A 23835-nucleotide genomic window follows, 5' to 3' on the forward strand; every position below is an offset into this window, starting at 1 on the left:
GTCGGCCCATACGAGTCCGTCAGGCCTCGAAGGGGAACTTGGTGGCGCCCAGCGCCGGTTTGAGGTCACTCAGCCAGGCGGCATTCTCGTCGTACGCGGCGAAGAACGGCGTACCCACGAGCGAGGCGTCGCGGGCCTGGATCATGTGCAGCACGAACACCTTCTCACCGGCGATCTCCGTGACACCGTCGATGCACACCTTGCCCGGCGTGGCCGACATCGACGGGCCGCGAACCGTCCTCGCCAGGCCTGACACCTGCTGATAGGCGTCCCGATAGGTCTCGTAAGCCCGTGCCAGCGGCACCGCGAAATAGTCCTGCGGCCCGGTGTCGCGCTCGACGAACATGTAGTACGGCACCATGCCCTGCCGGACCTGCATCCGCCACATCGTCGCCCAGGTGTCGGCGTCGTCGTTGATGGAACGGATGAGCGGAGCCTGAGTGCGGATCACTGCACCGGTGTTCCGGATCCGCCGCACCGCCTCCTGAGCAAGCTCCGGAAGCATCTCGCGCGGATGCGAGAAGTGCGCCATGAACGCGAGGTTCTTGCCCGCGGCCACCACCCGCTCGAACAGGCGCAGGGTGTCGTCGGCGTCCGGGTCGGTGACCCAGCGCTGCGGCCAGTACGCCAGCGCCTTGGTGCCAATCCGGATCGATTCCAGCTGGTCGATCTCCAGAAGCGGCTCGATGTACCGGTTCAGGACGCCTTCGCCCATGATCATCGGGTCGCCACCGGTGATCAGCACACTGGTCACTTCCGGGTGCTTGCCCAGATACGCCACCAAACGATCGATGTTGTCGCTGGCCATCTTCAGGTCGGGTTCACCGACGAACTGCGCCCATCGAAAGCAGTACGTGCAGTACGCGTGACAGGTCTGGCCCTGTTTCGGGAAGAACAGCACGGTCTCGTCGTACTTGTGCTGAACGCCGTTGAACGGCTCCTCACCGGTCTTCGGAATGTTCAGCACCATCTGGCCGGCCGGGTGCGGGTTCAACTTGGCGCGCACCTCGTTCGCCGCGGCGGTGAGCTCGGGTTTCGGCGCCTCCGAACGCAGCAGATCCGCCATCCTGCGAACGTCGGCGGCCGGCAACATGTCCGCCTGGGGAAATACCAGGCGGTACAGGGGGTCGTCGGGCGCCGCTGACCAATCGATCAGCTCATCGATCACGTAGTCGTTCACCCGGAACGGCAGCACAGTGGCCACCGCTCGCACCTCCAGACGTTCCGCCTCGCTCAGTCCAGCACGCGCCGTCAGTTCATCCAGGTGCCGCGTGGTGTAGGCGCGGAACCGGCGTCCGGCAGACGGTGACACGGTGGCGTCATACGTCAGAGTCATTCGCATCCTCTCGGGCGTCGGACGGGCATCACCCACTGGCGACGTTGGCAGGGGTATCGCAAGATCTCGACCATACGCTGCCCGCTGCCGGTGTCCGCAAGACCCTGCCCGATCCGGGCATCACGGGCACCTCCAGTGCCGTGCGCTCGGGCTGCTCAGGAGATCCACAGACGCGCCGACCCGCCTGCGAAAGGTCGTGTCACCATGGTAAACCTCAGCTGTCTGAGCCTGGCTCTGCCAGGCTCAGATCCACCCGTGGCGACGGGCCACGTGAACGGCCTCATGCCGGTTGGCCGCACCGAGCTTGGCGGTGGCAGCAGAGAGGTAGTTGCGGACCGTGCCAGGCGTCAGCGCGGCCCGTTCGGCGATCTCCTCGACCGGCGCGCCGTCGGCGGCCAGCTCCAGGACGTCGGCCTCACGGGCGGTGAGCGGGCTCTCCCCCGCTCCGATAGCCTCCGCCGCCAGCTCGGGGTCGACATAGCGCCCGCCCGCGTGCAACGTCCGCACCACGTCCGCGAGCGCACTGCCGGACACTGTCTTGGGCAGAAAGCCCCGCACGCCGGCCGACAACGCCCGTTTCAGATATCCCGGCCGGCCATGGCTGGTCACGATCATCGTCCGGCACGAATCGAGGTCGACGTGGATGGTCTCGGCCACCGATATGCCGTCCATGTCGGGCATTTGCAGGTCGAGCACCGCGACATCCGGACGGTGTGTCCGGGCCATGGCCACGGCTTCGGCACCGGAAGCGGCCTCGGCAACGACGTCGATGTCGTCCTCGAGCGCCAGCAGAGCACGCATGGCGCTGCGGACCAGGTTCTCGTCGTCGGCCAGCATGATCCGGATCTTGCCGCGATCCGGCGCGTCTCCCGGGTCTTGGGGGCCGGCGTCCGATGCCGAGTCGTCCGATGCCGCGTCCGCGGTCATGGTGTCTCCTTCAGGGTTGGGGACTCGGCACGCGGTGTGCGCTCGTCGTCCGGCGCGGGCCGGACCGGAACAATGGCTGTCAGCCGGAACCGTCCACCCTGCAGCGATTCCGCGCGCAACGTTCCTCCCAGACCCTCCAGCCGCTCGCCGAGCCCCGCCAGACCGTTCCCGCCGCGCTCGGCCGGCTGCTCCTCGCGGGCCCGATTGTTCTCCATCGTCACGCTGGCCCACTGAACCTCTGTGGTCCCCGACGGCGCCTTCTCCACCGTGATCACGCACTCCGTGGCGTCGCTGTGCCGCAGGACGTTGGTGGTGCCTTCCCGCACCACCCACGCCAGGGCGTCCTGCGCTTGCCACGGGAGCTGCGTGCCGTCGCCGATGATCCTGCTGTCCACCCCGGCCGAGCGGAGCACCGACCGGGCCCCGGCCAGTTCCGCCGCGAGATCAGCGTGCCGGTAACCGCGGACCACCTCGCGTACCTCCCGCAGCGAATCGTGGGCGATCTCGTGTACCTCCATCATCTCAGCCGGTGCCTCGTCGCGGCCCCGGCGCGACAATTGAGCGGCGAGTTCGGACTTCAAGGCGATCACGGACAGGTTCCGGCCCAGAACGTCATGCAGGTCTCGGGCGATGCGCAGGCGCTCCTCCGCGACCGCGAGCCTCGATTCGGTCTCACGGGAACGCTCGGTCTCCCAGACCGCACCCAGCATCCAGACCGAGATCCGATACGTGCTGCCTCCGGCGACCATCCCGATCAGGCAACTCACGGCACCGGCCATCGCCGGGCGGAACGACCAGCCGAATGCCAGCATCGCCAGCCCCGCCAGCACGGCGGACGACACTGCCGTCGATGCCAGCCGAAGCATCGTCAACCTCGGGGTCAGCGCGACGATGACATAGATGATGAACATCAGCACACCGAACGCGGCGGATCCGTATCCCTCCGGGTCACCGCCGTCTACGTGCGGAAACGCCAGCAGAGCCGAGAGGACGCCACAGCCGCCCAGCACGATGTGCAGCACCATGACCTGGCGGGGCCAGGACCCATGGCCGAGGAACCAGTTGATGCCGCGATGCAGGAGAGCCACCCCGCTGGCCGCATGCAACACGGCCAGCGCGATGAAGGTGGCGCCCCACACCGGTTCGATTCGCGGCGGGCCGGTGGCGATGGCGACCGCCACCACCACCTCGCCGGCCGAGAGCACATACAGGGAGACACGGGTGTACAGGTCGAACCGGTCGGCAGCGCTGCGACGGCGCAGCTGTGCAGCCCAGGCGGACATGTTCTCCAGCCTATCGGCCATGCCGGTCAGCGCCGCGGCTCCCAGCGGAACGTCCGCCGGGTCAGTTCGACACCGATGACGATCCACGCGGCCAGGATCACTGCCGGTGATGCGGCAGCGCTGAAGGTCTCGGTGAATCCGACGGCGGCGTCTTCGCCGGTGGTGCCGGCCAGACCGAGATTGCTCAGCTCGACCACCGGCGTTAGCGGCAGGAACTGCGCTGCTGTCGCGAGCTGATCGGGCATGACGCTGAGCGGAATGAACAGCCCGGAGAAGATGATGCAGACGATGAAGACGGGCAATGTGCTCATCTGCGCCATCTCGACGTTGCGGGTCATCGCCGACGACGCGGCGGCCAGCAGCACGAACACCGCTGCTCCACCGAGGACTGCGGCGACCACGAGCAGCATGTTCACCGGTGCCGCCAGCCCCAGGAGGAGCGCCGCCCCGGTGCCCACCAGGAGCACCTGTAACACGGCGAGCAGAACTGCCGGCACGGCGACACCGCCGAGGATCTCCGCATCGGACAACTCGCCGGTGCGCAGCCGCTTCAGCACCAGGTCCTCGCGTCGTGCCACATATGTGCTGACGAGGTTGTAGTAGATGACGTAGAGCAACGCTACGCCGATCAGTGACACGACCGTGACCACCGAGGTGTCGAGCGTGGTCTCCTCATGAGTGCCCGTGAGGTAGAGCAGCGCCACGGTGGCTATCGGCAGCCCGGCGCCGACGAACATCGCGGTCCGGTTGCGCAACAAGAGCCTCACCTCGGCGCGTGCGAGCGACCAGATCCGGCGGCCCGAAGCCACCAGACGCCCCGCTGCCCCGGACCGCGGCTGGACCCGGCGCGAGTTCTCCGTGTGCACGGTCATACCCCTGCTCCCGTTCGTGTAGATGCTTCCTGCAAGACGCCGACGCCACTTCCAACGGACGCTCCGGCACCGGATGCTCCGGCGATGGTCATGAAGACCTGCTCGAGCGACGCCGGCCGGGCCGACAACCCGGACAGCTCGACGCCGGCTTCTTCGGCCCAGGACAAGAGCCTCGTCAACGTCAGTTGCAACGTATCGGTATGCAGCGTGATCCGCTCCCCGCTCTCGATGAGCATGCTTCCGGGCAGCTCCGGAAGCTGGTCGCGGCGCAGGTCGCCGACCAGGTCGAAGCTGATCGTCGCCGGCTGGGCGGCCACCACCTCGGCCACCGTGCCGGTGCGGGCGATCCGGCCCTCATGCATGATCGCCAGCCGGTCGGCGAGCTCTTCGGCTTCGTCGAGGTAGTGCGTGGTCAGCAGCACGGTGGTGCCGGAGTCCAGCAGCCCGCGGACCATCTGCCAGGTGTTGTGCCGGCTCTCCGGGTCCAGACCCGTGGTGGGTTCGTCGAGGAACAACACGTCCGGCCGGCTGAGCACCGCCAGCGCCAGGTCCAAGCGCCGGCGTTCGCCGCCGGAGAGCTGCTTGACCGCGACGTCCGCCCGGCGTTCGAGGTCAACCATGGTCAGGGCCTCATCGACCGGGCGTGCGGACGTCAGGGTTCCCGCCCACATCCGGGCGGTCTCGCGCACCGTCAGGTCGCCCGGGAAGCCACCTTCTTGCAGCATGATGCCCATCCGTGGGCGAACGACGTCGCGTTCCCGGTATGGGTCGTGGCCGAGCACCCGGACCTGGCCGTCGCTCGGGCCGGCCAGCCCCTCGATGACCTCCATGGTGGACGTCTTGCCGGCACCGTTGGTGCCGAGCAGGGCGAACAGCTCACCTCGGCGGACCGAGAACGAGATCTCGCGGACTGCTTCGAACCCACCCGCGTAGCGGCGACTGAGCCGGTCGACCTCGATTGCCTCACTCATCTGACTTTCCCCTTGCCGAACCTCGTGTATGACGAAACGTTCTCACGGCTCAATCATCACAGCCGGCAAAGCGCGCAGGTGGTGAGGCCCGGCACGAGATCCGATGATTTCCTCCGCGTCACACCATGACAGATGTCATGTGCCGCACCTGGCAACCGCGGCTATGCCACCCGCGACGGCCCGGAGCCGGCACCGGTTCGCTCGATAGCGCTCGCGATGTCGGCCATGTCGTCCTCGCCGAGTTCAAGTTCCGCGGCTGGCAGCCAGCCGTCGACCTGGGTGGGACGGCGGGCACCGACGATCGCGCCCGTCACGCCCGGGAAGGCGAGCGTCCACGCCACCGCGACGGCCGCCACGGTGGTCTCACGCCGCTCCGCGATCTCGCGCAGCGCGGCGGCCAGCGCCAGATTGCGCGCGAGCCCGTCGCCGCTGAAGTCCGGATGCCCGCTGCGCCAGTCGCCCGCCTCCAGTTGCGCGGCGCGCTCGGCTGTGAACGCCCCCGTGAGCAGTCCCGATCCCATCGGGCTGTAAACGATCACTCCGGTACCGTTTCCCTCGCACCACGGCAGCACACTGGCCGCGGCGTCGCGATAGATCGCGCTGAACTGCGGCTGCAGGGAATCGACGTGTCCCATCGCCTCAGCCTGCTCGAGCTGGGGAACGTCGTGGTTGGACAGCCCCACAGCCCGGACCTTGCCCTCCTGCTTGAGATCGAGGAAGACCTGCCAATACTCCTCCAGGGGCGTGCCGTCCTGCGGCGGCCAGTGCATCTGGTAGAGGTCGATCCGCTCGACTTCGAGCCTGCGCAGGGAGTCTTCGACCTCCCGCTTGATGCTGTCCGGGGCTCCCGCTCGCCACGGCGGGACCGAATGGTCCGCGTCGTCCCAGACCACTCCCGCCTTGGTGAAGACGTACGGGCGATCCTTCTCCGGCAGCCCACGCAGCGCGTTCGCCACCACCTTCTCGGAGTGGCCCAGACCGTAGACGGCGGCGGTGTCGATCCAGTTCACGCCGCGTTCGACCGCGTGCCGGATCGCCGCGACGGATTCAGCGTCGTCCTGCTCGCCCCAGCCGTAGCGCCATCCACCGCCGCCGATCGCCCAGGCGCCGAACCCTACGCGAGTGAGGTGCATACCGCTCTTTCCCAGCGATGCGGTCGGAAGTGTGGTGTGCATCAGTCCTCCGTGTGATTCAGGTCAGTACAGCGGCCGTCATCGGTCGTCTCGCCAGGCACCGCAACGGCTTGTCAAGGATCACACATCGGAGGGGTTCCGGGCGGCACGAGTCGCGCGCGATCGCTCGTCCCCGCGCTCGGGGAAAGAGCTCACCGTCCCACCGTGGCTTCGCGCACACCGGAGCATACGATGGCCGTTATGGCTACGACGCCCGACCGCACTCGCACCCGTTTCCCCGACATCAGCTCGCGCGCCTACGAGCACCCGGCCGATCGCGGAGCGCTCGTCGCGCTGCGGTCCCTGCGCGGCTTCGACACCGTGCTGCGCAAGATGGCCGGACTGTTCAGCGAACGTGCGCTGCGCCTGCACTTCCTCTCCGGCGCCGTCCGCGTAGGAGAGACCCAGTTCGCCGCCGTCCACCAGGACGTCGTCGACGCCGTGCACATCTTGGATCTGCCCGACGTGCCCGACCTCTACGTGGTTCTCGACCCGGTGCCGAGAGCCATGGCCATCGGCAAGGACAAGCCGTTCATCGTGGTCAGCACCGGCCTGTTCGATCTCCTCGATGCCGAAGAACGCCGCTTCGTCGTGGGTCACGAGGTCGGCCATATCCTCTCCGGGCACGCCGTCTATCGCACGCTTCTGCTGGCTCTGACCAATCTCGCGCTGCGAGTCGCCTGGCTGCCGCTCGGATACGTCGGCCTGCGCGCCATCGTGCTGGCTCTCGAAGAGTGGCACCGCAAGTCCGAGTTGTCCGCGGACCGCGCCGGCCTGCTCACGTTGCAGGACCCGGACGCCGCGAAGCGGGCACTGATGAAGCTGGCCGGCGGCTCGCGGCTGGCCGAAATGGACATCGAGGCCTTCCACCAGCAGGCTCGCGAGTACGACGCCGCTGAGGACGCCCGCGACGGCCTGCTGAAACTGCTCAGTCTGATGGGCCGTACCCATCCGCACGCCGTGGTCCGGCTCGCCGAGCTCGACCACTGGGCCGGTTCGGGCGAGTACAGCCGTATCCTCGCCGGCGACTACGCCCGTCGCAGCGACGACGCCGACGCCTCGATCAGCCAGGAGGCGAGAAACGCCGCGAAGTCGTACCAAGAAGCATGGGCACGCTCGGCTGATCCGTTGATGAAGATCCTGCGTGACGTCGCAGGCGGCGCTCAGGACGCCAGCGGCAAGATCTTCGACAACATCTTCAACCGCAACCGCGAGGAGCGCGATCGCGGCGAGGAGTAAGGGGCTTCGGCGTCGTTCCGGGCACGAGCCTCGGCGGCTCAGCTGCTGAGGCTCGGCTTGACCTCGATAACGCGCGCAAGCAGCCCGTTGACGAAGCCGGGCGATTCGTCCGTCGACAGTTCACGCACCAGCGCGACCGCTTCGCTGATCGCAACCGGATCCGGGACGTCGTCGCGGTACAGGATCTCGTAGGCGCCCATGCGCAGCACGTTGCGATCCACCGCGGGCATCCGGTCGAGCGTCCAGCCCTCGGCGTAGGCGGTCAGCAATTCGTCGATGCGATCCCGATACTCGATGACGCCCTCGACGAGGGTCACCGTGTACTCGTTCACCGGGGGTTCCCCGGCGGAGACCCACCGGGACAGCGTGGCGCCGGGTGCGAGACCTTGCTGCTCCGACTCGAAGAGAATGTCCAGGGCCCGCTTACGGGCGCGGCTGCGGGCGGGCATCGTCGGCTACGGCTTTCAGGAAGCCCGGCCGAGGTACGAGCCGTCCCGGGTGTCCACTTTGACCTTCTCGCCGTTGGTGATGAACAGCGGGACCGCGATCTCGTGGCCGGTCTCGAGGCGCGCCGGCTTGTTGCCGCCGGTTGAGCGGTCGCCCTGGACACCGGGCTCGGTGTACTCGATGGTGAGCACCACAGATGGCGGAAGCTCGACGAACAGCGGGTTGCCTTCGTGCAACCCGACGGTGATGTCCTGGTTCTCCAGCAGGTAGTTCTCGGCGTCTCCGACCGTCTCGGCCGGGACGTGGATCTGCTCGTAGGACTGGGTGTCCATCACCACGAACGCGTCGGCATCGCGGTACAGGTAGGTCATCTCCCGCTTGTCGACATTGGCGGTCTCGACCTTGACTCCGGCGTTGAACGTCTTGTCCACTACCTTGCCGGACAGCACATGCTTGAGTTTGGTGCGCACGAACGCGCCGCCCTTGCCGGGCTTGACATGCTGGAAGTCCAGGACCGTCCAGAGTTGCCCGTCCAGGTTCAGAACCGTGCCGTTCTTGAGGTCGTTGGTGGTCGCCACGTCAGTAGTGCCTCTTCGTCGTCGTCTGGGCCGGGCTCGATCAGGCGTCGAGCACCAGCAACTCCTTGGTCAACGGTGTGAGCAGCTCCGGGCCGTCATCCCAGACCGCAAGTGTGTCCTCGATTCGAACACCCCCGCGGCCCGGCAGGTAAACACCAGGCTCGACGGTCACCGTCATGCGCTCAGCCAGTGTACCCACTGCTGAGTACCCCAGTGTCGGCGCCTCATGAACCTCCAGGCCAACGCCGTGCCCGGTGCCGTGGCCGAACTGTTCCTTGTAGCCGGCGTCGGCGATGACCGTCCGCGCCGCCTGGTCCACGCCGATGCATTCGGCGCCCGGCACCAGAGCCTCGCGGCCGTCTCGTTGCGCCGTGGCGACGATGTCGTAGATTTCGCGCTGCCAGTCAGCGGGCTGCGCTCCGACAACACACGTGCGAGTGCAGTCGGCGTGATAGCCCTGGTAGGCCGCGCCGAAGTCGATCTTGACGAAGTCTCCACGCTGGACGACTGAGTCGGTAGGCCGATGATGTGGAACCGCGCTGTTGGCGCCAGCAGCCACGATGGTCTCGAACGCGACGGCATCGGCACCCAGCTGGTACATCCGCCACTCGAGATCGCGGGCGATCTCCTTTTCGGTACGCCCCAGCAGGCCACCGGCGCTCAACAGGGCTTCCAGCGCCTCACTGGAAATCTCGCATGCGCGCCGCAACGCTTCGAGCTCGGATTCGTCCTTGACGGCCCGCAGGTCTTCGACCACCCGGCCCAGATGCCTCAGCTCAGCCGCTCCGCCGGCCTCGTCCAACTCGGACTGGACGGCAGCGGCGAGCTCGAGCGTCATCTCGTGTGCTTCTACGGCCAATCTGCCGGCTCCCCCGGTTGTTGCCCGTTTGGCCAGTTCAGTGGCTACGCCGCGAATCACCACCAGCTCGACATCCGGCGCCTTCTCAGCCGCCGCGGTGGCATACCTGCCGTCGGTAGCCAGCGTCACCTCACCGTCGGCCGTCACGAGCAGGGCAGCGTTGCTGCTGCTCAAACCCGTCAGATAGCGCACATTCACCAGCCGTGTGATCAATGCGGCGTCGACGTCCTGGGCCTCGAGGTGGGTCACCAGCCGAGCACGGCGGTCGGCGTGAAGTTCAGGCATACACCGACTTTAAGAGGTCTGCCACCGGGGAGCGTCAGCGGGCTCATTCCTCATCCGCAATACGAGATTCTCATCTCATAGATCTGCCGTCGTGGGTTACCATTTTGATCATGATCGAGGCCGGCCTGATCATCGTGCTCGTGCTAGCCATCGCGGCGAGCCTATTTATCATCCGGCGCAGCGCCGATCGCAAAAGCGAGCCGGCCGAGATCATCAACGCGCCTCAGTTCGAGCTCGCTACGAGACTTCAAGACGAGGCACGCACTCTGGCCCACCAAGGCCACACCGAGGAAGCCATCAAGCACGTACGCAAGCAGGCCAAGATCTCGGCCCATGAGGCCACACTCGTGGTTCAGGCGCTCATGGTCGGCCGGGTGTTCCCCGACCCCGAGACGCCAGCCACCGAGGCCGGGCCCAGCGCCGTCATCGACGACGATCTCCTGACCAGACTGCATGCGCTGGTCGCTCAAGACCCACACAAACGCACGGCGGCGATCCAGTTGCTGCGGGATCGCACCGGCATGAACGCGCGCGAGGCGCGCAACTTCGTCAACGCGCTCTAGAACCACGCGGCGTCGACAGGTCTCGCAACACGATCGGCTCTCCGTCACCTAACGCCTGGTGGCGGAGAAGATGATCTGATATCACCCCCGCGCTAGCATCTTCGGTTCCGCCGTTATACGCTGATCACATGCGTCAGTTACTCGTGCGGATCCCCGACGACCTCCATGCCCGGCTGACCGAGAAAGCCAAACGCGAAGGCGTCTCCGTCAACGCTCTGGCCAACCAGGTACTCGACGCCGCCGCGCCTCCGTTGAACGCATCAAACGGCCTCGTCACCCGCCGTTATCGCCTCCGCGAGAAGGCCCGGCAGATGGGCGTGCTCGTCGAAACACCCGCTCCCCCGGTCCCGCGGGAACGGTTCGAGGCGGCACTCAAGGGAACCGAACACGTCGGGCCGGTGATGGACGAACTATGGGCAACTGAACAGCCAGAAAGTAAATGACGGCAGCTTTCGGTGCCGCACCTCTACATGCCGGGAGGTGATGCTCTCGCTTGTCGAGCCGTGGGTTTGTGGGATGGGCCTGTGAGAGGGGATCAAGGGTGGTCGACACAACACTGACATACGTGGATTCGTCGGTTCTGCTGCGCTCGTATCTAGCCGCAGAGCCTGGGCACGCGGAGGCCCGAGCGCTGATCGAGGACGAGAGACTCCTGGTCACCGCCACGTTCACGCTCATCGAAGTCACCTCTACGCTGGTTCGGGCCCGGCATTCGAAAGGGCTGCCCGACGCCGACATCCTGATCGAGAAGCTGCACGAGGAAGTCTCCCCCGACGGTCCGATCAACCTCGCCCGAGCCGACGTGGCCGCCACCGAGAGCGCCGCGCTCACCATCGTCCGGCACTATGCGCTGGGCCCGCTCGAGGCGATGCACCTCGCCGTCGCCGATCTCGTCGTCCGGCAACTCACCGAGCCCGGCGAACAAGTCGGGTTCGCCACCCACCGGCAGTCGCAACGACGCGCGGCCAAGGCCCTCGGCTTCGTCCCGATCTGAACCTGCCCGTGATCGTGAGTAAGATTCGGCTGCGATCTGGTGATCGTCAGGGCGTTGTGGCGGTGTTTTCGCGACCACAACGCGCTCACGATCACTGGGGGTTGGCCAGCGCGCGCAAGGCGAGCTCATAGGAGCCGAGGCCGAAACCGGCGATGGTTCCGGTGGCCACACCCGCCACCACGCTGGTGTGGCGGAAAGACTCGCGAGTGGCCGGGTTCGAGATATGCACCTCGACCAGCGGCGCACTCAACTGGGCACAGGCGTCGCGCAACGCGTACGAGTAATGCGTGAACGCCGCGGGGTTGAGCACCACCGGAATGCCGGCATCGGCGGCGTCGTGCAGCCAGTGCACCAGCTCTGACTCGTCATCGGTCTGGCGAACCTCGACGTCGAGACCCAGCTCCTTGCCGACCCGCTCGCACAACTCGACCAGTCCCGCATAGGACGTGCTGCCGTACACATCCGGCTCACGTGAACCGAGACGCCCTAGGTTGGGCCCGTTGAGTACCAGAACACGTTTCATATCGGCCAGCATCTCCCATCCAGGCGTTCAGCGCACCGCCATCCAGGCGCGTCTGACAACCGTCTCATCCGGACACTTCGCTGAACGCCGCTACGAGCAGCTGTGGGTCCGGCCCTTCGAGAATGCCTGGCTTGGCCAGCCCGTCGAGAACGACGAACCGCAGCAGGTCTCCGCGGCTCTTCTTGTCCACGCGCATCGCCTCGAGCAGCCGCGGCCATGCCTCAGCCGGGTAATGGGTCGGCAGTCCCATGCGCTCGAGGATGGTGCGGTGCCGGTCGGCGGTGACGTCGTCGAGGCGGCCGGCGACCCGGCCCAACTCGGCCGCGAACACCATGCCCACCGAGATCGCGGCGCCGTGGCGCCAGCGGTAACGCTCTACCTTCTCGACCGCGTGCCCGAGGGTGTGCCCGTAGTTGAGGATCTCCCGCAGGCCGGACTCGCGCAGGTCAGCGCCGACGACGTCGGCTTTCACCCGCACAGACCGCTCCACCAGCTCCTGCACGTAGGGCCCGTCCGGCAGCGATGCGCCGTCCGGATCGGACTCGATGATCTCCAGAATGCCCGGATCGGCGATGAAGCCGGCTTTGATCACTTCGGCCAGGCCGGCCACGTACTCGTTCTTCGGCAGCGTGGCGAGGGTCGCGAGATCACACAACACACCGGCCGGCGGGTGGAACGCCCCCACCAAGTTCTTACCTTCGGCCGTGTTAATGCCTGTTTTGCCGCCGATCGCGGCGTCGACCATACCCAGCACCGTCGTCGGCACCGGCACCCAGCGCACCCCGCGCAGCCAGGTCGCCGCGACGAAGCCCGCGAGATCGGTGCTCGCCCCTCCGCCGATACCGACGATCGCATCCGATCGGGTCATGCCGATGCGTCCCAAGACCGACCAGCAGTAGGCGGCAACCTCTGCTGCCTTCGCGTCCTCGGCGTCGGGTATCTCGACGGCGTGCGCCTCGTAGCCTTCGCCGTTGAGATCGTCGCGAACCGCATCGGCCGTCGTTCGCAAGCCGGCAGGATGGATCACCGCCACCCGCCGGGCATCTCGGCCGATCAGCCGCGGCAGCTCACCCAGCAGCCCTCGCCCGACTACCACCTCATACGGCGCGTCGCCGCCGACGCTGATGCGCGTCGCGGCGCCTGGCCCGTCAGACATGTGCGATGACCTCCTGCGCGACCTCGTCGATACTGCGGCCGCTGGTGACAACTGTGACCGTCGCAACCTCTTCGTACAGCGGCCGTCGCTCATCGAGCAGCCGTTTCAACTGCGCTCGTGGACTGTCCAGCAGCAGCGGCCGATCCTTGTTGAGCCCAACTCGCGACACGGCGTCGGCCAGTCCGACATCCAGGAAGACCACGTGGTGCCGCCCGAGCTCCGCGCGGATGCCGGCGTCGCCCACCGCTCCCCCGCCGAGTGACAGCACACCGTCGTGCTCCGCCAGCGCAGCCGAGACGGCTTCGCGCTCCATCTGCCGGAAGGCAGGTTCGCCGTCGTCGATGAAGATCTCGGTGATCGCCTTGCCGGCCAGACGTTCGATGTCGGTGTCGGTGTCGCGCAGGCGCATCCCCAGGTGAGCGGCGACCCGCCGGCCGACGCTCGACTTACCCGCGCCGGGCGGCCCGACGAGCACCACTCGCGGGCTCACCGTACGGCCAGCCGATCCGGGATCGCGTCCAGGTAGGCGCGCAGGTTGCGGGCCGTCTCCGGGACCGAGTCGCCGCCGAGCTTCTCCAGCACCGTCTGCGCTACCACCAGCGCCACCATGGCCTCGGCCACCACTCCGGCTGCCGGGACCGCGCAGACGTCCGAGCGCTGATGATGAGCCCGGGCTTCCTCACCGGTGGCGGTGTCGATGGTACGCAGGGCCCGCGGCACGGTGGAGATAGGTTTCATCGCGGCCCGGACCCGCATGATCTCGCCGGTGGACATGCCGCCCTCGATGCCGCCGGAGCGCCCGGACGTGCGCCGCACGCCGCCGCCCTCGACCGCCTCGATCTCGTCCTGCGCATCGGAACCCCTGGTGCGGGCCAGCTCGAAGCCGTCGCCCACCTCGACGCCCTTGATGGCCTGGATGCTCATGAGCGCTCCGGCCAGCCGGGCGTCGAGACGGCGGTCGCCGTGAACATAGCTGCCGATGCCAGGCGGCATGCCGTGCACCACGACCTCCACCACGCCGCCGAGGGTGTCGCCGGCCTTGCGGGTCTCGTCGACCTCGGTCACCATCGCCGCGCTGGTGTCCTGGTGGAAGCAGCGCAGCGGATCGGCGTCGAGCTTCTCGACATCGTCGGGTCCGGGCAACGGCGTACCTGGCGGCGCGGCCACGGTGCCGAGCTCGACGGTGTGACTCACCAGCCGCACACCACAGGCCTGATCGAGAAATGCCGCGGCCAAAGCGCCGAGCGCCACCCGGGCAGCCGTCTCACGGGCACTGGCCCGTTCCAGCACCGGCCGGGCTTCGTCGAAACCGTACTTCTGCATGCCGGCGAGGTCCGCATGGCCCGGGCGCGGCCGGGTGAGCGGTGCGTTGCGGGCCAGGCCTTCGAGCTCAGCCGGATCAACCGGGTCCGGCGCCATGACCCGCTCCCACTTCGGCCACTCGGAGTTGGCCACCTGAACGGCCACCGGACTGCCGAGCGTGCGGCCGTGCCGGACGCCACCGAGGAACGTGACCTCGTCCGCCTCGAACGACATCCGCGCACCACGGCCGTAGCCGAGCCGTCGCCGGGCCAGCGCCGCGGCGATATCGTCGGAGGCCACCTGGACGTCGGCCGGAAGTCCTTCGAGGATTGCGACGAGTGCGGGGCCGTGCGACTCCCCCGCTGTGAGCCATCTGAGCATGATGCACATCTTCCCACGCAACGCCGCCGCGCCCGTCTCCCACTCCCCATTTCCCGGTCGACGCTTTCCCCCCTTTCTCGCGTTGATCATGGGCAGATGGCACCTATTCGAGCTCGAGAAGGTGCCATCTGCCCATGATCAACGCGAGAAGGGGCCGAGCATCGGCGGGCGAGGAACAACTGAGCCGCGGGCGGGCACACCATCGCCCGGTATGTGAGATAGTCTCGCGAGCGTGCCACACGATCTCGATGCGGCCTTCTTGTCGCTTCCCATGCGCTTGCTCGCCGATACCGCCCTGAACCACGCCCGCAGCCTCGGGGTGGAACACGCCGACTTCCGGCTGGAACGGATCCGGTCCCAGGACCTCACACTGCGCGACGGCAATCTCGACGGCAGCCGCGACGGCGAGGACGTCGGGTTCTGCGTTCGGGTCCTCCATGAGGGCACCTGGGGTTTCGCCGCGGCCGTCGACCTCACGACCGAAGAGGCCGTCCGTGTCGTCGATCGCGCCGTCGAGCTGGCGAAGGTCGCCCGCGACCTGAATCCGAACCGCGTCGAGATCGCCGCCGAACCGGTCCACTCGGACGTGACGTGGGTCTCCGCCTATGAGATCGATCCGTTCACGGTTCCCGACGCGGAGAAGATCGGGCTCCTGGCCGAACGCTCCAGGCGCGTGCTGAGCCAGGACGGTGTCGACCACGTCACCGCCCAGCTGGGACAGGTGCTCGAGAACAAGTTCTATGCCGACACCGCCGGCACCGTCACCACCCAACAGCGAGTCCGGGTGCAGCTGTTCTTCGATGCCTTGGCGGTCGACGCCGAGAGCGGACGGTTCGAGACCATGCGCACCCTGGCTGCTCCTGCCGGGCGCGGCTGGGAGTACATCACCGGGGCAGACGGCGTTTTCGACTGGGACGAAGCACTCGACGAGCTCGGGCCGCTGCTGGCCGAGAAGCTAGCTGCTCCAGGCGTGACACCCGGGCGATACGACCTCGTCATCCATCCCAGCAATCTTTGGCTCACCATCCACGAGTCGATCGGCCACGCCACCGAACTGGACCGTGCGCTCGGGTACGAAGCGAACTACGCCGGAACCTCGTTCGCCACCCTCGACCAGCTGGGCACCCTGCGCTACGGCTCGCCTGCCATGCAGGTCACCGGTGATCGCACCGCGCCGTACGGGCTGTCCACCATCGGTTACGACGACGAAGGCGTGCAGACCCAGCAGTGGGACATCGTCCGCGACGGGGTCCTGGTCGGCTACCAGCTGGACCGTGCCATGGCGCAGGCCAATGCCGAGGTACTCGGCACCAGCCGGTCAAACGGCTGCGCGTTCGCCGACTCCCCCGGTCACGTGCCCGTGCAACGCATGGCCAACGTCTCGCTCCAGCCGGCCGATGCGGGTCCGTCCACCGAAGACCTCATCTCACGGGTGGAGGACGGCATCTACGTCGTCGGCGACAAGTCATGGTCGATCGACATGCAGAGATACAACTTCCAGTTCACCGGACAACGCTTCTACCGGATCAAGAACGGCCAGCTGGCAGGGCAGCTCCGCGACGTCGCCTACCAGGCGACCACCACCGAGTTCTGGGGCTCTCTGGACGCTGTCGGGGGCCCGCAAACATACGTACTGGGCGGCGCTTTCAACTGCGGCAAAGCCCAGCCAGGACAGATCGCACCGGTCTCGCACGGCTGTCCATCCGTCCTGATGCGCGATATCAACATTCTCAACACCGGGCAGGAGGGGGGCCAGTGAGCCAGCCGATGACACCCCAGGAGATCGTCGAACGCTGCCTCGAGCTGTCCAAGTCCGACGGCATGATCGTGCTGGTCGACGAGAACTCGTCCGCCAACCTGCGCTGGGCCAACAACGCGTTGACCACGAACGGCGTCATGCATGCCCGCCAGGTCACTGTCATCGCGACGGTCGGCGCGGGCACAGGCGCGGCCTCCGGTGTCGTGGCCCGCAGCGCCGTCACGCCGGATGATCTAGAACCATTCGTCCGCTCCGCCGAGCAAGCCGCGCAGGACAACGGTGCCGCCGAAGACGCACAGCCATTGCTGGACGGCGAAGCGGCCACGGACTGGTACGACGAGCCCGGACGGACCTCGGCGACGGCGTTCCAGAGCATCGCCCCGGCTTTGGGAGAGGCGTTCATCCGCGGCCGCAACGAACAGCGGGTGCTCTACGGCTATGTCGAGCACGACGTTCGCACCACCTACGTCGGCACCTCGACCGGCTGGCGCTACCGCCACGAGCAGCCCACCGGAAATATCGGCATCACCGGCAAGACAGCCGACCTGGCCAGCTCTGCCTGGGTCGGCCAGGCCGTGCGAGACGTGGCGGATCTCGACATCAACGTGCTCGACGCCGAGCTCACCCGTCGGCTGGCCTGGTCACAACGCGCCGTCGAGTTGCCGGCCGGCCACTACGACACCGTGCTGCCGCCCAGCGCGGTCTCCGACCTGATGGTCTACGCCTACTGGAACATGAGCGCACGAGACGCCCACGACGGCCGCACCGTGTATTCGAAACCCGGAGCCGGCACCCGGGTCGGCGAGAAGATCGCCGACCGCCCGGTCACGCTGTGGTCCGACCCGGCCGTGCCCGGCCTGACCAGCACCCCGTTTGCGCTGGCCCGCGCGTCGTCCGCGGCGCAGAGCGTCTTCGACAACGGGCTTCAGCTTCAGCGCACCGAGTGGATCTCCGAGGGGACGCTGTCGGCACTCATCCAGACGAGGCATTCGGCCGACCTGACCGGGCTGCCGGTCACACCGGCCATCGAAAACCTGGGACTCGACGTCGGTGACGCCGGCGGTGACATTGACGATCTCGTCTCCGGTGTCGAGCGTGGCCTACTGCTCACCTGCCTCTGGTACATCCGTGAAGTGGACCCGCAGACGCTGCTGCTGACCGGGCTGACCAGGGACGGCGTCTACCTGGTGGAGAACGGCGAGGTGACCGGAGCGGTGAACAACTTCCGGTTCAACGAAAGCCCCATCTCGCTGCTGAGCCGCTTCAGCCATGCCAGCGAAACCGTCCACACTGTCGGCCGGGAGTTCGGCGACTACTTCCCGCGGACCGCTATGCCAGCGCTGCGGGTGCCGGACTTCAATATGTCGTCGGTCAGCCAGGCGTCGTAGGAGCGGCCCCCGAGGCCGCATCCGGTCGGGCGGTGCCTGGTCAGGGTTGCCGGCCCTCGGGGCCGGAGTCCGGGGCATCGGGGACCTCAACCAACTCGCTAGGGCGGTCCGCGCCCGGAGCGGTGCCGTCATCTGCGCCGTTTGACGCGCTGCCGCCCGCTGCCTCGCCGCCGGCCTCCGGACTTGACCCCTCCGGGGCGGTTTGGCCGTTCAGGCGGCGACGACGCCTGTTGATCAAGAACCGGGTGAGCTCCACGATAGCGGTGATACCGATGGCGATGGAGAACCCGACCGCGAGGCCCTTCAAGGGTTCTTCACCGAAGGTGATACCGCCGAAGTATCCGATCAGGCCGGCATACATCCCCCAGGACAATGCCGCGAATATCTCGAAGAACGAGAACTTCCGGAGCGGATAGTGCACCGTTCCCGCGGTCAGCGTGACGGCGGTACGGCCTCCCGGAATCTGCCGGCAGACCACCAGGATCAGCCCACCGCGTTCTTGGAGCTGCTGTTCGGCCCACCCGAACCCGGAACGCATCTTGGATCCAGGTTTGGAACGGTTGTACAGACGTCTGCCAGCATAGCGGCCTATGCCGTAGGCCATGTGGTCGCCGATGTAGGCGCCCGTGGCCGCCACCAGGATCAACAGCCACAACGACGGCGCCCCGCTCGCGGCGAACACGCCGGCGGTGATGACCAGCGTCTCCGCCGGAACGAGCGGAAGGACCGAGTCGATGGCGGCGAACAGCAGGATAACGACGTAGATCCACGGTGAGGACATCGCGTTCTGGGCGATCTCCAGGATCGCGTCCGCGAACTCCCCCAATGCCTCCAGCATGGTCCTCTTCCCGCCGAGCCACTATGTGCCACTCCGGCGGTGACCCCTGCAGAACACCCAGCCGCCGACCGGAACGCTTCTATCCTTTCACGACGTTACGCCGACTTCCCTGCAAGGACGTACGACCACAGGCGGATTATTCCCTCATTCACCCGGAGGGGTTTCCCCTCATCATGAACACTTACCCGGTGCTCATGATCACGGGTTTGGGTGGAGCCAACCGGGGCAGGCTCCGGGGCTCAGCTCTCGAACGCCTCGGGCGCCGGGCAGGAGCACACGAGGTTCCGGTCGCCGTAGGCGCCGTCGATCCGGCGTACCGGCGGCCAGTACTTCTCGTCGGCCGGCGCCCCCGACGGATACACCGCGGTGGCGCGGCTGTACGGGTGGTCCCACTCCGCCACCAGTGACGATGCGGTGTGCGGCGCATTACGCAGCGGGTTGTCCTCGGCCGGCCAGTCACCCGAGCGCACCCGTTCGGCCTCGGCGCGGATGGCGATCATCGCATCGCAGAACCGGTCCAGCTCGGCCAGGTCCTCGGACTCCGTGGGCTCGATCATCAACGTGCCGGCGACCGGGAAGGACATCGTCGGCGCGTGGAAGCCGTAGTCGATCAGCCGCTTGGCGACGTCGTCGACCGTCACTCCGCTTTCCTTGGTCATCGGCCGCAGATCGACGATGCACTCATGCGCCACCAGACCGTTGCGGCCGGTGTAGAGCACCGGGAAATGATCCCGGAGCCGCACTGCCACGTAGTTGGCGGCCAGCACTGCCACCTGGGTGGCGAGCTTCAGCCCATCCGGGCCCATCATCCGGATATAGGCCCACGAGATCGGCAGAATCGAAGCCGAGCCGAACGGTGCGGCGGCCACCGGCCCGACTCCGGTGGCCGGGCCCGCCTCCGGCAGCAGTGGATGGTTGGGCAGGAACGGCCGCAAGTGCTCGCGTACCCCGATCGGGCCCACACCCGGCCCACCTCCGCCGTGCGGGATGCAGAAGGTCTTGTGCAGGTTCAGGTGGCTGACATCGGCGCCGAACTCTCCGGGCTTGGCGAGGCCGACGAGCGCGTTGAGGTTCGCGCCGTCAACGTACACCTGGCCACCGGCGTCGTGCACCAGGCGAGCGATCTCGGCGATGCCTTCCTCGTAGACGCCGTGGGTCGAAGGATAGGTCACCATGATCGCGGCCAGGCGGTCACCGTGCTCGTCGATCTTGGCGCGGAGGTCGTCGAGGTCCACCGTGCCGTCGTCCGCACCGGCCACGACCGCCACTCGCATACCCGCCATGACGGCCGACGCGGCATTGGTGCCGTGCGCGCTGGACGGGATCAGGCACACGTCACGCTGGTCGTCGCCGCGAGAACGGTGGTAGGCGCGGATGGCGAGCAGGCCAGCCAGCTCACCCTGGGATCCGGCGTTGGGCTGCATCGACACGGCGGCATACCCGGTGATGGTGGCCAGCCACTTTTCCAGCTGCCGGATGAGTTCGAGGTACCCTTCGGCCTGTTCGATCGGCACGAACGGGTGGATGCCGGCGAAACCGGGCCAGGTGATCGGCTCCATCTCAGTGGCGGCATTGAGCTTCATGGTGCACGAGCCGAGCGGAATCATGCCTCGGTCGAGCGCGTAGTCCTTGTCCGCCAGCCGCCGCAGGTAGCGCAGCATCGAGGTCTCGGAGCGATGCGCGTTGAACACCGGGTGGGTGAGGAACTCGCTGCTGCGCTGCAGCTGCGCCGGAATGCCGGAACGGATCTCGTGGGTGGGTTCGACGCCGGTGCCGAACGCCTTCAGCACCACCGCGATGTCCGCGTCGGTGGTCACCTCGTCGCACGCCACACGTACCCGGTCGGGTCCGTCCAGGCCGAGGTTGATTCCGAGCTCCGCCGCCTCGGCGACGACCGCCTCGGCCCGCCCCGGAACCTTCGCCAGCACGGTGTCGAAGAACGCGTCGTGGACGACTTCGACTCCGCCGGCACGCAGTTGAACCGCGAGCATCGACGCGTGGCCGTGGACACGGCGGGCGATGTCTCTCAAGCCGTCCGGTCCGTGCCACACCGCGTACATCGATGCGACGACGGCGAGGAGCACCTGCGCCGTGCAGATGTTGGACGTGGCGCGCTCACGGCGGATGTGCTGCTCGCGGGTCTGAAGCGCCAGCCGGTACGCCTGTGAGCCGTCAGCGTCCACTGAGACGCCGACGAGACGGCCCGGCAGTCCGCGTTCCAGGCCGGAGCGCACACCGATGTAGCCGGCGTGGGGTCCGCCGTAGCCCAGAGGGACGCCGAAGCGCTGGGAGCTTCCGACGACGACGTCGGCGCCCATCTCTCCGGGCGGTGTCAGCAGCGTCAGCGCCAAAAGATCCGCGGCCACCGCGACCTGTGCGCCGCGGGCATGCACCTCGTCGATCAGCGGACGCAGGTCCCGGACCTGACCCGACGACCCCGGGTATTGCAGCAATACGCCGAACAGCTCGCCCTCCGGGAGCCCACCCTCGAGGTCGGCCACCTCGACGGTGATGCCCAGCGGTTCCGCGCGGGTCTGAACGACGGCGATGGTCTGCGGGAGGCAGTCCGCGTCGACGACGAACCGGTCCGGCCCGCCGCGCACGGCACGCCGCATCAGGGTCATGGCCTCCGCCGCCGCGGTGGCTTCGTCGAGCAGGCTGGCGTTGGCGGTGGGCAGCCCGGTCAGATCGGCCACCATGGTCTGGAAGTTCAGCAAGGCCTCCAGCCGGCCCTGTGAGATCTCCGGCTGGTAAGGCGTGTAGGCGGTGTACCAGCCTGGATTCTCGAGCACTCGACGGACGACGACGGGCGGCGTCACGGTGTCGGAATAACCCTGGCCGATCATCTGGGTCTGCCGCCGGTTGCGCCGCGACAGCTGACGCAGCTCCTCCAGCGCTTCGAGCTCGGTGCTCGGATCGGGCAGGTCGAGCTCACTCAAGGTGCGGATAGCTTCCGGCACGGCCGCGTCGGTCAGGGCGTCAAGAGACTCGTACCCGACGGCCGCGAGCATGGTCGCGATCTCGTCATCTCGCGGCCCGACGTGCCGGGCGACGAAGGGTGCGCCATCCGAGACGCCCGTCAGCGGCTGGACGCGGGGGGAAGTCGACATGTTTGGAGCTCCTCGGTCTACACGGGTGTACTCGAGCGCTCCCCCTCTGTCACGCCGGCGCATGCCAGCACTCCAGAGTCGCCTGTCCCGGCCGGTCCTTGATGCCTGAGAGGTTGACGGGGATGTTGCCCCTTCGGCGCCCCGCAGCGGTCACATCCGCTGCGAAGACTCTCCCGGCCGGAGTCGACGGCTATGCCGCCCAGCATAACGCGCTCTCGTGTTCACTCCGATCTCACCTACGTGAGCGGCGCCGTTCTCCTCCTCCCCAACCTGCGGTGATCGTGAGCGGATTCTTGCCGTCAACAGCGGCGTTTTGCCCGTTTTGCCGAGGCGATCGGAGCAAGAATCCGCTCACGATCACCGATGCGGAGCCCCGGTGTGTCCTGGGCGAGGGCGCACTCCGCGTCAGGTGTAACGTCAGGGCGGTGCAGAAGGAGTCTCGGGGGCTCCAAGCGCGCCGCTGGGCCAGCCGCGCGCTGCGGAGACGCCCCCGGTTTCGTCATCCAGCCCAATACGTCGTAGCCGGGTTCGGCTCCGCGATCGCGGTCGGGACGGTTCTGCTGTCCCTTCCCGTAGCCCGTGAGGGCCCCGGTTCGGCCACATTCGTTGAGGCGTTGTTCACCGCCACGTCTGGTGTGTGCGTCACCGGACTGATCGTCGTCGACACCCCGGTGTACTGGTCGACGTTCGGCGAGATCGTCATCCTCGGGCTCATTCAAGTCGGCGGCTTCGGCCTGATGACGATGGCCTCGCTGCTGGTCCTGCTCGTGTCCCGCAGGATCGGACTGCGCTCGCGCTTGACCACGGCAGCGGAGACCAAGAGCCTCGGCCTGGGTGATGTCCGCCGGGTCATCGTCGGCGTCGCCAAGGTGAGCGTTGTCTTCGAGGTGGTCACGGCAATCGTCCTGACCGCGCGCCTGGCGACCGGATACGACGAGCCGATCGGGCGAGCCGCCTACCTGGGCGTGTTCCATGCCATCTCGGCCTTCAACAACGCCGGCTTCTCGCTATACGTCGACTCACTCGAACAGTTCGTCAATGATCCCTGGATCCTCCTGCCCATCGCCGTCGCGGTGATCTGCGGTGGCATCGGATTCCCCGTGCTGCTGGAGCTGCGCCGGGAGTTCCGCCAGCCCGGACGATGGAGCCTGCATACCAAGATCACGGTCTGGGCGACGGCGGTGCTCCTTGTCGGCGGTACCGCGTTCATGTTGCTCAGTGAGTGGCACAATGACGGCACTCTGGGGCGGTTGAGCCTGCCGTCCAAGATCATGAACGGGTTCTTCCACTCCGTCATGCCACGCACGGCCGGCTTCAACAGCCTCGACGTGGGTGAGATGACCGAGGGCACCTGGCTGGGCACCGATGTGCTGATGTTCATCGGCGGCGGGAGCGCGGGGACGGCCGGCGGCATCAAGGTCACGACCTTCTTCCTGTTGCTGTTCGTGATCATGGCCGAGGTCCGCGGCCGACGCGCCGTCAATGTCTTCGACCGCAAGGTCGGCCCGCGAGTTCAGCGGCAGGCACTGACCGTGGCGCTGCTCAGTGTGGCGGCAGTCGTGATACCGACCATCATCATCGTCGAGACCACCGACTTCGGTACTGACCAGGTCCTCTTCGAGGTCGTCTCCGCATTCTCGACGGTTGGTTTGTCCACCGGCATCACCGCTGAACTCCCGCCGGCGGCTCACCTCGCCATCGTCGTGCTGATGTTCGTCGGCCGGATCGGCCCGATCACCTTCGCCAGCGCGCTTGCGCTGCGCCAAGACGAAAAACTCTATGACCTGCCAGAAGGCCGACCGATCATTGGCTGACGTTCCAGATCCGCGCCCACTCTGCGAGATAGCGGGCC

22 protein-coding genes and 1 riboswitch are annotated in these 23835 nt (G+C 67.3%); of the genes, 7 read left to right on the forward strand and 15 right to left on the reverse strand.

Features of this window, described 5'->3' with window-relative positions; all coding sequences use genetic code 11:
- Positions 1-19: 19 nt before the first annotated feature.
- From F7O44_RS04790 to F7O44_RS04815, 6 genes are all read right to left on the reverse strand, one after another.
- The gene (locus F7O44_RS04790; RefSeq protein WP_162448975.1) at positions 20-1336 is read right to left on the reverse strand and encodes a KamA family radical SAM protein; all 1317 of its coding nucleotides are present in this window, start codon (positions 1334-1336) and stop codon (positions 20-22) included.
- A 243-nt stretch (positions 1337-1579) separates the two neighbouring features.
- Positions 1580-2173, reverse strand: a complete 594-nt coding sequence (locus tag F7O44_RS04795) for a response regulator transcription factor (protein WP_343073831.1) — start codon at positions 2171-2173, stop codon at positions 1580-1582.
- A gap of 86 nt (positions 2174-2259) precedes the next feature.
- Positions 2260-3546 carry a sensor histidine kinase gene (locus F7O44_RS04800; protein WP_222851063.1) on the reverse strand — a complete coding sequence of 429 codons (1287 nt, stop codon included), beginning with the start codon at positions 3544-3546 and terminating at the stop codon, positions 2260-2262.
- Positions 3547-3572: 26 nt separating this feature from the next.
- Positions 3573-4418 (reverse strand): ABC transporter permease, encoded by an 846-nt coding sequence (locus F7O44_RS04805; protein ID WP_162448977.1) that lies wholly within the window; start codon positions 4416-4418, stop codon positions 3573-3575.
- A complete protein-coding gene (locus F7O44_RS04810) occupies positions 4415-5389 on the reverse strand; it encodes an ABC transporter ATP-binding protein (protein WP_162448978.1) in 975 nt (324 codons plus the stop codon). The genes F7O44_RS04805 and F7O44_RS04810 overlap by 4 nt, the downstream gene beginning before the upstream one ends.
- A 161-nt stretch (positions 5390-5550) precedes the next feature.
- Positions 5551-6564, reverse strand: coding sequence for an aldo/keto reductase (locus F7O44_RS04815; protein WP_162448979.1), 1014 nt, complete (start codon positions 6562-6564; stop codon positions 5551-5553).
- Between the two features lie 198 nt (positions 6565-6762).
- Between F7O44_RS04815 and F7O44_RS04820 the strand changes: the two genes are divergently transcribed.
- Positions 6763-7800, forward strand: a complete 1038-nt coding sequence (locus F7O44_RS04820; protein ID WP_162448980.1) for a M48 family metallopeptidase — start codon at positions 6763-6765, stop codon at positions 7798-7800.
- Between the two features lie 38 nt (positions 7801-7838).
- Here the strand turns inward: F7O44_RS04820 and nusB are convergent, their stop codons facing one another.
- From nusB to F7O44_RS04835, 3 genes are read right to left on the reverse strand one after another with little or no spacing between them, the layout of a single operon-like run.
- Positions 7839-8249 carry a transcription antitermination factor NusB gene (nusB, locus tag F7O44_RS04825; RefSeq protein WP_162448981.1) on the reverse strand — a complete coding sequence of 137 codons (411 nt, stop codon included), beginning with the start codon at positions 8247-8249 and terminating at the stop codon, positions 7839-7841.
- Positions 8250-8264: 15 nt separating this feature from the next.
- Positions 8265-8825 carry an elongation factor P gene (gene efp / locus F7O44_RS04830; RefSeq protein WP_162448982.1) on the reverse strand — a complete coding sequence of 187 codons (561 nt, stop codon included), beginning with the start codon at positions 8823-8825 and terminating at the stop codon, positions 8265-8267.
- Between the two features lie 40 nt (positions 8826-8865).
- Positions 8866-9969: a M24 family metallopeptidase gene (locus tag F7O44_RS04835; RefSeq protein ID WP_162448983.1), complete on the reverse strand. Its 1104-nt coding sequence runs from the start codon at positions 9967-9969 to the stop codon at positions 8866-8868.
- Between the two features lie 110 nt (positions 9970-10079).
- Here F7O44_RS04835 and F7O44_RS04840 point away from each other — a divergent pair, with 110 nt between their 5' ends.
- The 3 genes from F7O44_RS04840 to F7O44_RS04850 all read left to right on the forward strand — a co-directional run bounded on the left by F7O44_RS04840 (position 10080) and on the right by F7O44_RS04850 (position 11526).
- On the forward strand, positions 10080-10532 hold the full coding sequence (locus F7O44_RS04840) for a hypothetical protein (RefSeq protein WP_162448984.1): 453 nt from the start codon (positions 10080-10082) through the stop codon (positions 10530-10532).
- Positions 10533-10660: 128 nt separating this feature from the next.
- On the forward strand, positions 10661-10975 hold the full coding sequence (locus F7O44_RS04845; protein ID WP_162448985.1) for a toxin-antitoxin system HicB family antitoxin: 315 nt from the start codon (positions 10661-10663) through the stop codon (positions 10973-10975).
- Positions 10976-11073: 98 nt separating this feature from the next.
- Complete coding sequence (locus F7O44_RS04850) at positions 11074-11526, forward strand: PIN domain-containing protein (protein WP_162448986.1); 453 nt, start codon at positions 11074-11076, stop codon at positions 11524-11526.
- Between the two features lie 91 nt (positions 11527-11617).
- Here the strand turns inward: F7O44_RS04850 and aroQ are convergent, their stop codons facing one another.
- The 4 genes from aroQ to aroC all read right to left on the reverse strand — a co-directional run bounded on the left by aroQ (position 11618) and on the right by aroC (position 14888).
- Positions 11618-12049, reverse strand: a complete 432-nt coding sequence (aroQ, locus tag F7O44_RS04855) for a type II 3-dehydroquinate dehydratase (protein ID WP_162448987.1) — start codon at positions 12047-12049, stop codon at positions 11618-11620.
- Positions 12050-12113: 64 nt separating this feature from the next.
- Positions 12114-13205, reverse strand: coding sequence for a 3-dehydroquinate synthase (gene aroB, locus F7O44_RS04860; protein ID WP_162448988.1), 1092 nt, complete (start codon positions 13203-13205; stop codon positions 12114-12116).
- Positions 13198-13695, reverse strand: coding sequence for a shikimate kinase (locus F7O44_RS04865; protein ID WP_162448989.1), 498 nt, complete (start codon positions 13693-13695; stop codon positions 13198-13200). The genes aroB and F7O44_RS04865 overlap by 8 nt, the downstream gene beginning before the upstream one ends.
- A complete protein-coding gene (gene aroC / locus F7O44_RS04870; protein ID WP_162448990.1) occupies positions 13692-14888 on the reverse strand; it encodes a chorismate synthase in 1197 nt (398 codons plus the stop codon). The genes F7O44_RS04865 and aroC overlap by 4 nt, the downstream gene beginning before the upstream one ends.
- Before the next feature lie 232 nt (positions 14889-15120).
- On the opposite strand from aroC, the gene F7O44_RS04875 reads away from it, so the two are divergent.
- Together F7O44_RS04875 and F7O44_RS04880 are read left to right on the forward strand one after the other, a co-directional pair.
- Positions 15121-16647: a metallopeptidase TldD-related protein gene (locus F7O44_RS04875; protein ID WP_162448991.1), complete on the forward strand. Its 1527-nt coding sequence runs from the start codon at positions 15121-15123 to the stop codon at positions 16645-16647.
- Positions 16644-18035 carry a metallopeptidase TldD-related protein gene (locus tag F7O44_RS04880; RefSeq protein WP_222851064.1) on the forward strand — a complete coding sequence of 464 codons (1392 nt, stop codon included), beginning with the start codon at positions 16644-16646 and terminating at the stop codon, positions 18033-18035. The genes F7O44_RS04875 and F7O44_RS04880 overlap by 4 nt, the downstream gene beginning before the upstream one ends.
- A gap of 40 nt (positions 18036-18075) precedes the next feature.
- On the opposite strand, the gene F7O44_RS04885 is transcribed toward F7O44_RS04880, so the two are convergent.
- Together F7O44_RS04885 and gcvP are read right to left on the reverse strand one after the other, a co-directional pair.
- Positions 18076-18873 (reverse strand): DedA family protein, encoded by a 798-nt coding sequence (locus tag F7O44_RS04885; protein ID WP_162448992.1) that lies wholly within the window; start codon positions 18871-18873, stop codon positions 18076-18078.
- A 239-nt stretch (positions 18874-19112) separates the two neighbouring features.
- Positions 19113-21983, reverse strand: coding sequence for an aminomethyl-transferring glycine dehydrogenase (gcvP, locus tag F7O44_RS04890; RefSeq protein ID WP_162448993.1), 2871 nt, complete (start codon positions 21981-21983; stop codon positions 19113-19115).
- 82 nt (positions 21984-22065) lie between these two features.
- Positions 22066-22169: riboswitch (glycine riboswitch) on the reverse strand.
- A 239-nt stretch (positions 22170-22408) separates the two neighbouring features.
- Between gcvP and F7O44_RS04895 the strand changes: the two genes are divergently transcribed.
- Complete coding sequence (locus F7O44_RS04895) at positions 22409-23797, forward strand: TrkH family potassium uptake protein (RefSeq protein WP_222851065.1); 1389 nt, start codon at positions 22409-22411, stop codon at positions 23795-23797.
- Positions 23798-23835 lie beyond the last annotated feature (38 nt).

Origin of the sequence: Phytoactinopolyspora mesophila (genome assembly GCF_010122465.1) — a bacterium.
Taxonomy (GTDB): Bacteria; Actinomycetota; Actinomycetes; order Jiangellales; family Jiangellaceae; genus Phytoactinopolyspora; species Phytoactinopolyspora mesophila.